General features: G+C 66.7%; 9 protein-coding genes. 3 read left to right on the top strand and 6 right to left on the bottom strand.

Annotation, left to right across the window (positions count from 1 at the left end; translation table 11 throughout):
- Entirely contained in the window at positions 1-747 is a 747-nt protein-coding gene (locus ACW2Q0_RS08010; RefSeq protein ID WP_457187773.1) for a tyrosine-protein phosphatase, read from the bottom strand.
- Positions 748-1,179: 432 nt separating this feature from the next.
- Between ACW2Q0_RS08010 and ACW2Q0_RS08005 the strand changes: the two genes are divergently transcribed.
- Positions 1,180-1,659, top strand: coding sequence for a TetR family transcriptional regulator (locus ACW2Q0_RS08005; protein WP_457187771.1), 480 nt, complete (start codon positions 1,180-1,182; stop codon positions 1,657-1,659).
- Between the two features lie 47 nt (positions 1,660-1,706).
- Positions 1,707-2,885: an amino acid deaminase/aldolase gene (locus ACW2Q0_RS08000; protein WP_457187769.1), complete on the top strand. Its 1,179-nt coding sequence runs from the start codon at positions 1,707-1,709 to the stop codon at positions 2,883-2,885.
- Between the two features lie 126 nt (positions 2,886-3,011).
- Here the strand turns inward: ACW2Q0_RS08000 and ACW2Q0_RS07995 are convergent, their stop codons facing one another.
- The 3 genes from ACW2Q0_RS07995 to ACW2Q0_RS07985 form a co-directional block, all read right to left on the bottom strand.
- On the bottom strand, positions 3,012-6,404 hold the full coding sequence (locus ACW2Q0_RS07995; RefSeq protein WP_457188289.1) for an AAA domain-containing protein: 3,393 nt from the start codon (positions 6,402-6,404) through the stop codon (positions 3,012-3,014).
- A 182-nt stretch (positions 6,405-6,586) separates the two neighbouring features.
- The gene (locus ACW2Q0_RS07990; RefSeq protein ID WP_457187767.1) at positions 6,587-7,210 is read right to left on the bottom strand and encodes a phosphoribosyltransferase; all 624 of its coding nucleotides are present in this window, start codon (positions 7,208-7,210) and stop codon (positions 6,587-6,589) included.
- Between the two features lie 11 nt (positions 7,211-7,221).
- The gene (locus tag ACW2Q0_RS07985) at positions 7,222-8,076 is read right to left on the bottom strand and encodes a carbon-nitrogen hydrolase family protein (protein WP_457187765.1); all 855 of its coding nucleotides are present in this window, start codon (positions 8,074-8,076) and stop codon (positions 7,222-7,224) included.
- Between the two features lie 62 nt (positions 8,077-8,138).
- On the opposite strand from ACW2Q0_RS07985, the gene ACW2Q0_RS07980 reads away from it, so the two are divergent.
- A complete protein-coding gene (locus ACW2Q0_RS07980; protein WP_457187763.1) occupies positions 8,139-9,932 on the top strand; it encodes a DEAD/DEAH box helicase in 1,794 nt (597 codons plus the stop codon).
- 142 nt (positions 9,933-10,074) lie between these two features.
- On the opposite strand, the gene ACW2Q0_RS07975 is transcribed toward ACW2Q0_RS07980, so the two are convergent.
- Both ACW2Q0_RS07975 and ACW2Q0_RS07970 read right to left on the bottom strand, forming a co-directional pair.
- Positions 10,075-10,677: a cadmium resistance transporter gene (locus tag ACW2Q0_RS07975; RefSeq protein WP_457187761.1), complete on the bottom strand. Its 603-nt coding sequence runs from the start codon at positions 10,675-10,677 to the stop codon at positions 10,075-10,077.
- Between the two features lie 399 nt (positions 10,678-11,076).
- On the bottom strand, positions 11,077-12,252 hold the full coding sequence (locus ACW2Q0_RS07970; protein WP_457188287.1) for an NAD-dependent formate dehydrogenase: 1,176 nt from the start codon (positions 12,250-12,252) through the stop codon (positions 11,077-11,079).
- Positions 12,253-12,258 lie beyond the last annotated feature (6 nt).

Genomic DNA, 12,258 nt, shown 5'->3' with positions numbered 1-12,258 from the left:
TCACTCGAGCAGGCGATCGCGCAGCCGCGCGCGTAGGTCCGCGGTGAATCCGATGACGGTCAAGTAGGTCTCGAAATCGCCGTGGATTTCGTGTACGGCATCCGTCGCGATGCGCATGTAATCCTCGCGGACACCGAGGACATCGATGGAAAATTCCACGCCCGCACTGAGTTTCGACGCCATCATGGTGCGCAGGGCGGGCACGGCGTCGTTGCTGGCCAGGAAGTCGGCGAGCACATCGGCCTCGCCGACCGCGACCGCGCGCAGCAGGGTCGCGATCGCCCAGCCGGTGCGGTCCTTACCGGCCGCACAGTGCACCAGCACCGCGCCCTCGCCATCGGCGATCGTCTCGGCGATGGTGATGATCGCGGCATTGGCCTCGGGCCGGGCCGGGAAGTAGCGGTAGACCTCGAGCATGTGCGTGAACGCGTTGTCGGTCTGCGCTTCGTGCGGCGGCGCCGCGGCCATTCCAGAGTCGAACGGTGTGACATTCAGTCGCACGCCGTCGGGCAGATTGTCGTGGCCGATGTGCTCGATCTCGCGCGGTCCGCGCAGGTCGAAAACATCGGTGACGCCGAGTTCGCGCAGGATCGCGTGTCCGGGCAGATCGAGGCCGCTCAGCTGGGCTGAGCGCAGCAGCACACCAGGGCGGATCCGCGCGCCGTCGACGGTCCGCAGCCCTGCGAGATCGCGGAAGTTGAAGGTGCCGGTCAGATAGAACTGGTCAGCGGGGGGTGAGAGAGTCACCGGTCCAGGCTAGCCAAGGCCACGATGTCGGCACGGTACGGATCGCGGATCGAATACGGAACCGCCGGCTGTCCGGTTTGCGAGGGTGTTTGTGTGTGATGCGCCACAGGAGACGGAGGCGGCAGGGGCTCGGGCCGTAGTCTGGTCAATGGTCTTCTCGCGTGGGGCGCACACGAGAGTGGCGCCGGGGGAGGCGATTCCGGTTGGACGCCGGTCGATTGCGGCGGTATTCCGTTTGGGTAACAAAACATTCTTCCAGTCTGGAAACACCGGCTGAACCCGTTCTTAAACCCCGAAAACCCTCTACCATTGGTGAATGTTGGACTGGGCATCCAGGAAATTCCCTAGCGGGGGATTCGTGAGAGCCGCCTGTCGTGTTCAGCGAGCCGCGCCAACGAAGGTGCGCGAGTTCTTTCCTCGAGGGAGTCGTCGTTGAGCGTACGTGGAGAAATAGCGACGGTTCGGCTGCGGCCGACCATTTGCGAGGCCGTCGAGAAGGCCGCCGCCTCGCTCGATTTCACCGGAGTGCGAGCACTTCGGGTGCTGCTGCATGCCGGGGTGAGCGCGTACTGGCCGCTGGTCAAGGCGGCTCCGGCTCGGCAGGCTCGCAGGTACGAGGCGACCGCGCATCTGCTGGCCGAACGGTGGGAAGCGCAGACCGAATGTGTCGGCGACCCGACAGCAGCGGCCTTGTTCCGCGAGATGGACTCCGAGGTCGCGAGCTTCCTGGACCTCTGCGCCGCCCGGTCGGGGGCGCAGTGGCTGGAGCCGGTGGACGCCATCGCGGCCTACGCGGTCTCGGTACTGCAGGGCGCGGTCCTGCGCTGGCTCGCCGATTGCAATGACGAAACGATGCTGGTAGTGCTCGACGACCTGGTCAGCAGCCTGGCCACCCGGGCCGTCGAAGTCTGATCCGCGCAGTACTGGACGTTTGACCAGCTTGATGGTTGAGTGGGCGGGTGACCCTCACGTCGCCGATCGTCGCACTGCATGCGGCCACCGCCGAGCTGGCCCCGCCGCTGGCCGCCCTCGATCTGACCGCGCTGCGTGCCAATGCCGCTGACCTGGTCCGACGCGCGGGTGGGGTGCCCATTCGGGTGGCGAGTAAGTCGGTGCGCTGCCGCACGGTGCTCGAGGAGTTGCTCGGTATCGGGCTCACCGCGTCCGGTGGGTTCGCGGGCATCATGTCCTATTCGTTGGCGGAGGCCATCTGGCTGGTCCGCCTCGGCGCCCGCGATGTGCTGCTCGGCTATCCGACCGTCGATCGCGCGGCACTCGCCGAACTCGCCACCGATGACACTCTGCGCCAATCCATTACGTTGATGGTCGACGATGTCGCGCAGCTGGATCTGATCCGCGCCGCGGTCGGTACCGATCTGGTGCGGCCGCGGATCTGCCTGGATGTGGATGCCTCGCTACGAATCGGACCGCTGCACTTGGGTGTTCGGCGCTCGCCGGTGCGCACCCCCGAACAGGCCGCCGTGCTCGCGCGCGAGGCGGTGCGACGTGGATTCGACGTCGTCGGCGTGATGACCTATGAGGCGCAGATCGCCGGGCTGCCCGACGCCGATATCGCGGTGCGCCTGGTGAAACGGGCCTCGGCGGCCGATATCGGCAAGCGGCGCGGGCGAGTTCTGGATGCGGTGCGTTCGGTGGTCGGCAAGGTGGAGATCGTCAATAGCGGTGGCTCCGGATCCATCGAGGTCAGCATCGCCGATCCGGATGTCACCGAGGTGACCGCGGGCTCCGGGCTGTATGTGCCGACACTGTTCGATCACTACCGCGCTTTCACCCCGCGCCCCGCGCTGTTCTTCGCCACATCGGTGCTGCGCAAGCCGACACCGTCCATCGCAACGGTTTTCGCGGGCGGCTACATCGCCTCCGGTCCGGCCGGGGCCTCGCGGATGCCGAAGCCGGTGTGGCCCACCGGATTGAAGCTGCTCGGCACCGAGGGGGCGGGTGAAGTGCAGACGCCCTTGTCCGGGGCCGCCGAACTGCGGATCGGGGATCGGGTGTGGTTCCGGCATGCCAAGGCCGGGGAGTTGTGCGAGCGGTTCGGCCACATCCACCTGGTCGATGGCGACGGCACGCGGACGATGGTGCCCACTTATCGCGGTGAAGGTAACTGCTTCGGCTGAGCACTGCCCATTGCGAATTGCGGGGCATCGCAATGGCGATTTGCAAGAGCGAATTCCATAAAAAAGAACCAACCGGTTCGAACTGAATATTTCGGTCATCAGCTGAACAAACGCTGAAAGCGATATTCACCCGAGTCGTAGGAATGTCGCCAGATCCGACAGATCGTCCGGTGTACTCGGCAGATATTCAGTGAGCAGTGGGGATCGAATGATGACGGCCTTCCACATGGCCCGGCACAGCGTCGCCTGAACCAGACTGCGCGACAGCAGGAATCGCATCCCGTAGGGCGCGTCGGCGGGGCTGGAAGTGGTCATCGACGTGAGCACCACCGCCGCCTCCCGGCCGCGGAAGCGCTCGGCGGTGCCGACCAGCACATCCTCGATCTTGGCCCGGGCCAGCAACGTTCGGATCAGGCCGACCTGGGCGCTGTAGGGCGCGACCACGAGAATATCGTGCGGATGGAGCCGTCGCGTCATCGCACCGGTCGTCCACGAAACCCCGAGCAGCGCGCGCACCCGGCGCACCACCTCGCGGGCCTCGGCCACCGATTCGGTCGAATTGCCGGTGTGCGCCACCAGCACCGTCTCCACCCCCGGTTCGACACCCTCCAACTTCCGTGCGAGCGTAACGGTTTCGTTGGAGCGCAGGCGGTTGTCGTAGTACAGCCGGGAGATCGGATCGCAGACGCGAGGATGCATCCGCCAAGTGCGGTCCAGGAAGTAGCCGCGGTCGGCGGGCAGCGTCCGGCGGCCCTCGGTGAGCCAGCCGAGCACCGATTCGTCGACCGGCTCCGGATGCGCGCCGCGCGCCGCGGACGGTGCCGAATCGCCGAGCAACAGCAGATTGCGCGCACTCACCGCGACCGCGACGGTATCGGCCAGCGGGAAGCAGCCCGCATCGGCGATCACCAGCAGGTCCAGACTGTCGCCGGGGACCACCTCGTCATCGGCGAAATCGGCCGGTACGCCACCGACTACGCAGCCGTTGACCGCATTGTCCAGGAACCGCGGATAGCGTGTGCCGTCGATCACCGACCACTCCGGCGCCACCGCCACGGCATCCTTCTTGGCCACCAGTTCCGGTAGCACCCCCATCGCGACGATTATGTCGAGCAGGCTCTCCACCGTCGAATGCGTCCGCGCGACAACGCCGACGCGCCACTTGTGCCGCGTGACCAGACGTTCGATCGACCTGGCGATGGTGGAGGTCTTACCGGTGCCCGACGGCCCCTGCACCGCGAGATAGGAATCGTCGAGGTCGCGCAGTGCGGCCGTGACGGCCGCCGCGTGGTCACCGTGCACATCCGGTAGCCGTTCGGCCCGTCGTAGGCGCGGAGGGCGGCGGGCGAGGATGTCGAAGACCGCGCCCGCGGGTATCCCCGGTAGTGCCATCAGGAGTTGCTGGGCGGCGAATTCGACCGCGGTCTCGATATTCTCGTCCCAAGCGGGCAGACCGGGGGCGATCGCGATCGGCAGCTCGTCGTAGGGTTCGCAGCCGTGCGGCAGTAATTCCTCCAGCCGCACGATGTCATCGAAGTTCGCGTCCACCGCGCAGCCGAGCACGGTCGCGGTCGCGGTCGCGCGCCGGCCGACGGCGGTGATCATCCCGGCGGCGACCGGCTGATCGTAGAAGGTGTACACGGCGGTGCCCGGCGTCAGCGTCGTGCCGGTCGCGGCGCCGCCCGCGGTATCGCTACCGCCCCAGCCGATGCCGATTCGCCCGGTCAGCGTCAGGTATCGGCGCATGGTCGGCTGATGCGGGCTGCGATGCCATTTGGTGTCGACCGTGCCCCAATCGGCCACCAATACGCCTGGCGCGTCGGCCCATTCGTCGACCGGATGACTGAGCCGGTCGGCATGTGCCAACCACAGCGGCTGGCGTTCGCGCCGGTGATAACCGAGTGCCGCCGCCATCAATGCCGCAGGATGGCATGGCTCATCCTGTGCCGCCGCGAATTCCGCGAGTGCGGCCTCGAGCGACGACGGCCGCGTCGGTGGCAGCGGATCCGGCTCCTCCGGGCTCGGCACCAGACACCACGAACTGGCCTGATCCAGCAGCACCGCATCCGCGCCCACGCGTCGTTCGGCCACCCGGTCCAGCAGCCAGTCGCGTAGCCGCAGCACGGTGACGCAATCGCGTTCCTGGCCCGCGGTATTCGGTAGCAGCCGCCGCAGCCGGCCCAGCCGATAGGAGCGTTCCCCGATCAGCAGGGCATTGCGCACGATCGGATACAGGTCGACGAGCACACCGGCCTGCAGCAGATCCTCGACCGTCTCCGCGCCGACCCCGTACCGGCCGCTCCACCGCAGCAGCGCCGAGCGCACGCCGGAGGTGTAGTGGTACACGCGCATATCCGGATACATCCGGAGCTGTTGAGCCACGAAGTCGAGCACCTCGGCCAAGGCGCGCCGCTGTCCGGTCGCCTCGTCGGCGATATCGGTCATTGCCCGATACGGTGCGGGAGCCGCGCCGAAGGGGGCACGGAAGGCCAGCTGGACCGTGCCGTTACCGCCCACCTCTATACCGAGCAGCCGACCCGATGGCCCCTCCTCGATGGTGAGTGCGAGATCGCCCGGTGACGGTGGCGGCAGCGCGCCCAATGCGATCGCGTCGACCAGCGTATGGGTCGGTTGTCCGGAAGCCTCACGGCGCAGCTGGATTTCGGCTTGGCGACGCAGTGCGGCGAAGGTGCGCGGCGGCAGGCCGGGCACGGTGGCGGTGCGGCTCGCCAGCCGGTCGATGGTGCTCACCTCGGCCTCGCGCAATCTGGCCCGCGCCGAGCGCGGCATACCGGCCACCAGCAGCAGATCGCGGGCCCCAGCGATCGCGCAGGTGCATGTCGGGCAGTGGCCGCAGGCCAGATAACGCGGATCGCCCCACTGCACGGGTAGCAATTCGCTCAGTTTGTCTTCCAGGATCCGCTCCACCCGGTCGCGCCGAGCCAGATACACCGGCAGCAGATCAGTGAGCGCGAAGGTCTCGCTGTCCTCGTCCAGGTACAACCGGACCAGGGGAGCGGTGAGCGCGCCGCTGCTGTCCACAGCGTGGGCGCACGCGGCGAGTTCGAGTGCCGCATCGATCCGATCCGGTGGACCCGCCGCGGTGCCGTGCACGGTGTAGCGCACCCGATGTCCGGCCCGCACCAGGAAATCGCCGGTACAGGCGAATTTTCCGTCGAAGAAGGTGGCACCGTGGATGACATGCGCACCGGCCCGCAGCGCCGCTACGGTCTCGGCGTTGGCGGCCCGCAGCGCGGCGATGTATTCGTGGGGGTCGGCGGCCGGATCGTATTCGGCGCAATGGATTTCCACCATCCGACTGCCATACCGATCACGGAAGTCCGCGAGCCTGCGTGCGCGCGCACCGTCGAATGCGCTGCGCGACGCATGATCCGGTACCACATCCGCCGTGCCCGCGATAGTGCCCAGTTCGGTATCGAGGGCACGCAGCAACTCGAATTCACAGTGCGCCGCGCACACGAGGTCGACGGCGGAGCAGACGACACGATCACCGAACACGATCAAACGCGGCCTCCTGTGTCTTCGCCGGACACGGACGGCAACACCTTAGCTAAAGCATGTCGAGCGACTGTTATCCGAGTCGCAGACACCGCCCTTCTCAGGCGTCCTCACCTCGAGCCGTCGGTGCGGGTATGAACGATCGCTGCGCTGTAGCCGCAACCGCTGCGGTGCCATTGCTCTCAATCGAGTAGCGCGGTGACTTCGTCGTCCTCCAACTGATGGAAGTCGCGGTAGGCCATGCCGACGCCGCCGAGCGAGCGCGGAACCCATGGGCAGACCACCTCGTCCGACTCGACGGCCACCCGGCGCAACGCCTCTGTCGACGACACCGGCACCGCGACGACGATCCGCGTCGGTTGGTGCAGCTGGGCGACCCGGCAGGCGACGGTCACCGTCGCCCCGGTCGCCATGCCATCGTCCACGATCACGGTCGTGCGGCCGGAGATCGGGATCGGTTTGGCATCACCGCGCCACATCTCACGTCGGCGCTCGAGTTCAGCGCGTTCCACAGCCTCGATCTCGGCCAGCTGCTGCTGCGTTATCCCGGTGTGCGACAACACGTCCTGATTGAGGACCCGGATACCTTCCTCCCCGATCGCCCCCATCGCCAACTCGGGCTGCCACGGTACACCGAGCTTGCGGACCAGTAGGATGTCGAGATCGCCCCCGATGACCTCACGGACCGCGGCCGCCACCGGAACCCCGCCGCGGGGCAGTCCGAGCACCAGCGGTTGCATCGCACGCAGGTGGCCGAGTTCCAAACCCAGCGCGCGACCGGCCGCTGTCCGATCGGAGTAGATCATCCGAATTAACGCTACTCCGGTGTGTGCTCGGTGATCGAGAATCGCCGCAATGCCAGGCTGGGGTTTGCGCGGCGAACCGCGGCCAGCTGTTCGAGGTCAATATCCGCGGCGATAACACCGGGTTCGTCACCGAGTTCGGCAAGGATCACACCGGTCGGATCGACGATCATCGAGGCGCCCGCACCGCGCGGCGCGCATTGATCGGCGGCGGCCACGTACACGGTGTTCTCGATGGCACGCGCGCGCAGCAGCGTCGTCCACTGATCCACCTTCGCCGGGCCGGGAATCCACTGCGCGGGCAGGATCAGTACCTGCGCTCCGGCGGCCGCGACGCGACGGCAGCCTTCCGGGAAGCGCAGATCGAAACAGGTCTGTAAGCCGAAGGTCACAGCGCCGACCGTGAAGGTGGCCGGGTTCTCGATCGCACCCGCCTCCACGACATCGGATTCGAGATATCCGAACGCGTCGTAGAGATGCACCTTGCGGTACTTCGTCACCAGGTTCGCGTCGGGTCCGAGCACCACGAGGGTATTGCGGATCCGCCCCGCCTCCGGCGCCACCTGCTCGACGATGCCGGCGACCAGATACACCCCGAACTCGCGTGCGATATCGCCGAGGCGGGTGACGAACGGCCCGGTCAGCGGTTCGGCGACGGCCACGACCCGCTCGTCGAGCCGGGAGACGGCAAACATCGAGTATTCGGGTGCGACCACCACCTTCGCACCCCACTCGGCGGCGGCGCGAACGTCCGCGCGCAGGGCTTCGAGATTGGCCGAAGGCTCGGTCCCCGCCGCGAATTGGACCACCGCCACAGCCACTGCTGACGACCCCGGGTCGTGATGCGTGGGCACGCTTTCGGGTTGCATATGTCTCACCGTATTGGCCCGGTGGCCGAGACGACCACCGGGAGGCAGTAAACTCCTGGTCAATGAGTACCAATCAGGTCGACAGCGTTCCTGGCGACAACGACAGGGACAACGACGGCCCGACCTTCGCCGATCTCGGCATCGATGACCGCGTCCTCGCGGCGATCGCCGATGTGGGCTACGAGTCGCCGTCGCCCATCCAGGCGGCGACCATTCCGCCGCTGCTCGACGGCGCCGATGTGGTCGGGCTGGCCCAGACCGGCACCGGCAAAACCGCGGCATTCGCCATCCCGATCCTCATGGGTATCGAGGCGACCGGCAAACTTCCGCGCGCCCTGGTGCTGGCACCGACGCGTGAGCTCGCGATCCAGGTCGCCGAGGCATTCGGCCGCTACGCCATCCACATCCCTGGTCTACATGTGCTGCCGATCTACGGCGGCCAGGCCTACGGTGTGCAGCTGTCCGGCCTGCGCCGCGGCGCGCACGTCGTGGTCGGCACGCCGGGCCGGGTCATCGACCACCTGGAGAAGGGCACGCTCGACCTGTCGCAGCTGCAGTATCTGGTGCTGGACGAGGCCGACGAGATGCTGAAGATGGGGTTCCAGGAGGATGTCGAGCGCATCCTCGCCGACACCCCGCGCGAGAAGCAGGTCGCGCTGTTCTCCGCGACCATGCCCGCGGCGATCCGGAGTATCTCCAAGAAGTACCTACGCGAACCGGTCGAGATCACCGTCGAGTCGAAGACCTCGACCAATACCAACATCACCCAGCGCTGGGTGCAGGTATCCCATCAGCGCAAGCTCGACGCACTCACCCGAATCCTCGAGGTCGAGGCGTTCGAGGCGATGATCATCTTCGTGCGCACCAAGCAGGCCACCGAGGAACTGGCCGAAAAGTTGCGCTCGCGCGGTTTCTCCGCTGCGGCCATCAACGGCGATATCGCGCAGAACCAGCGTGAGCGCACCATCGGTCAACTAAAGTCCGGTGCGCTCGACATCCTGGTCGCCACCGATGTCGCCGCCCGCGGACTCGATGTGGATCGCATCTCGCATGTGGTCAACTACGACATTCCGCACGACACCGAGTCCTATGTGCACCGCATCGGTCGCACCGGCCGCGCCGGGCGCAGCGGTCAGGCGCTGCTGTTCGTCGCGCCGCGGGAACGTCATCTGCTCAAGTCGATCGAGCGCGCCACCCGGCATCCGCTGACCGAGATGCAGCTGCCCAGCGTCGATGACGTGAACACCCAGCGCGTCGCCAAATTCGGCGATTCGATCACCGAGAACCTCAGCTCGACGAATCTGGCGCTGTTCCGCAAGCTCATCGAGGATTACGAGCGCGAGCACAATATTCCGCTGGTGGATATTGCGGCGGCGCTGGCGGTCAGCGGTTATGACGGCGACAACTTCTTCATGGAGCCCGAGCCGGAGCCGGTGGAACGCCCGCAGCGCGAACGCCTGCCGCGCGGGGACCGGCCCGCCCGCCGGTTCGAGGGCGAGGATCGTGGCCCATCGCATCACCGCGGCACCGGTGCCGAATTGGCGACCTACCGGATCAGTGTCGGCAAGCGACACCGAGTGGTGCCCGGTGCGATCGTCGGCGCCATCGCCAATGAGGGCGGACTGCGCCGCAGCGATTTCGGCCACATCAGTATCCGGCCGGACCACAGCCTGGTCGAACTGCCCGCCGACCTATCCTCGGAGACGCTGGAAGCGTTGCGGCGCACCAGGATCAGCGGCCAGCTCATCCAGCTGCAGCTCGATTCCGGCCCCCCGAGCGGGCGTCCGTTCCGCGCCGGACCGCGCCGCGATCGCGACGGCGGCAAGCGACCGGAACGGCGTAAGCCACGCTCCTGAACCGATATCGGCGCTCGACTTCGGTGCTGCTTTTGCGGTGGCGCCGGGCGAGTTCGACCCAGCCTTCTACCTGAGTCGTCGCGCCTGTGCCGATTTCCATCGGCGCCTGCGACACGTGCAGGACCGATCCGCTCATGGGCAGTTACAAGCCGAATGCGCCGCCCTCGATGAGTATGAGCAGACCGATGCCGATGAGCACCACAGGTAGCAGGACGTGACCCCAGCGGCTCAGCGCACGGGCGATGACCGGGCGCGTGGCGAAGTACTTGCCCGCGAAGCACCACAATCCAACCAGGATGAGGAACACGATCGTGTACTCGCTCATGCCACCTGGGCCGGCGGTGGTGAAAACCGGGACATAGACACCGATGTTGTCGCCACCGTTAGCGAAGGTCACCGCTGCGACCTCCAGCGCGGCGGGCCCGTGCTGTTCGGCAGGGGGGTGGTCTTTGTTGTCGTTGTCGCGGTGGTTCTGCCACGCTTGCCCGGCGGCTTTGAGACCAAGGGCCAGGGGCAGCAGACCGAGGTAGGGAATGACAGGTTCGGGCAGGAAGGTCGCCCCGAATACGGCCGCGACGGCAACGGCGAGAATGGCGGCGAAGCCGAGGTACTGGCCGAGCACGATCCGCCGCGTGGAGTGGCGATGCGCGGCGCTTCGGGCGAAGAACAGCGCCAGCACGAGGATGTCATCGATGTTGGTGACGCTGAACAGTCCGGTCGCCTGACCAATGATGCGTGGGTCCACCGATGCTCGTCCTCTCGCCGGAGTGCTCCGGCGACCGTACCCGGCGTCGGGCGAATCCCGTCGATTGCGCATCGGTCGCATACCACGCGGTTGTTCAGTCGCTGGTCTTGGCAGCGGGGACACGGCCCAGGTTGCGATCGTCGAGTCGGTAGACGGTCGCCTGTGCGGGAGATGACCTCGGCGTCATGATCAGCCCGGCCGAGCACTCCGATGACCACTCCCGCGGCGAACACCGCTATCGGCCAGCGACCCCAGCGAGCTGTCGGTATTCCTCACCACAGGGCTGATCGGGCAGCCGGGAAGGGGTGTCGCGGTGCAGGATTGCTCCCGTCGCGACGACGACCGGACACCGATCCAGCAGGCTACCGAGATCGGTGCGCCCCTTGCCCGGTGTCCGGTTTACGCGCGGCCGTTGGCTGATCCGGCGGTGTAGGACTTCGCCCCGGTGCCGGCCAGTTGGCCGCCTTCGACGATCAGGTACTCCTGACGAATTTCGCGCCCGGACAGGAAGTCCTCGAGGATTTCGCGGGTACCGGCGGCGTAGCGGGCCTGCGCGGACAGCGTTGTGCCGGACACGTGTGGAGTCATCGCCTCGTGCGGCATGGTCCGCCATGGGTGATCGGCGGCCGGAGGCTGGGGGTACCAGACGTCGCCGGCGTAGCCGGCGAGTTGGCCGGACTCCAACGCGTCGACGATTGCGTCGCGCACGACGATCTCGGCGCGGGCGGTGTTGACGATGTAGGAGCCCCGGCGCATCGAGTTGATGAGCTCGGCGTCGAACAGGTGGTAGGTCTGTGGATGCAGCGGCGCATGGATGGAGACGATATCGACTGCTCTGGCCAGCGATCGCGCGTCGGGGTGGAAGGTCAGCCCGAGTTCACGTTCCAATTCGTCTGGTAGCCGGTGGGTGTCGAAGTAGTGCAACCGCACCCCGAACGGGGCCAAGCGACGCAACACTGCCCGGCCGATACGCCCGGCGGCGATGAGGCCGATGTCCATGCCCTCCAGGTCGTAGGCGCGCGAGACCGAATCGGCGATGTTCCAGCCTCCGTTGCGCACCCATTCGTGGCCCGGGACAAAGCTGCGCACTAGCATCAGGATCTGCATGACCGTGTGCTCGGCGACACTGATGCTGTTCGAGTAGGTCACCTCGGCGACCGTGATCCCGGCTTTGATCGCGGCATCCAAATCGACGTGATCCGAACCGATTCCGGCGGTGAGCGCCAGCTTCAGCTTCGGTGCTTTCGCGATTCGGTCAGCTGTCAGATACACCGGCCAGAACGGCTGGGAGATGACCACATCGGCGTCGGGCAGCTCACGCTCCAAGACCGAGTCGATACCTTCTTTGTCGGAGGTGACGATCAGCTCGTGCCCTTGGGCTTCGAGAAACCGGCGCAGCCCCAGTTCCCCTGACACGCAGCCGAGCAGCTGCCCGGGTGTGAAGTCGATGGCCGACGGGGACGGGAGCGTCTGACCGTCTGGATAGTTCCCGACCTCGGGTATCGAGTCGCGTGCGTAGACGGGCGGGTATCCGCTCACCGGATCGGGGTACAGGACACACAGGATCTTGGCCATGGTCAT

The organism is Nocardia citri (assembly GCF_054065835.1).
The sequence above is the reverse complement of the archived record's forward strand: the minus strand, read 5'-3'. Positions and strand labels throughout refer to the sequence as shown.

Coding starts and splice junctions, on each gene's coding strand:
- ACW2Q0_RS07990 (WP_457187767.1), bottom strand. CDS start 7,210: ATGATCTACTCCGATCGGACAGCGGCCGGTCGCGCGCTGGGTTTGGAA.
- ACW2Q0_RS07985 (WP_457187765.1), bottom strand. CDS start 8,076: ATGCAACCCGAAAGCGTGCCCACGCATCACGACCCGGGGTCGTCAGCA.
- ACW2Q0_RS07980 (WP_457187763.1), top strand. CDS start 8,139: ATGAGTACCAATCAGGTCGACAGCGTTCCTGGCGACAACGACAGGGAC.
- ACW2Q0_RS07970 (WP_457188287.1), bottom strand. CDS start 12,252: ATGGCCAAGATCCTGTGTGTCCTGTACCCCGATCCGGTGAGCGGATAC.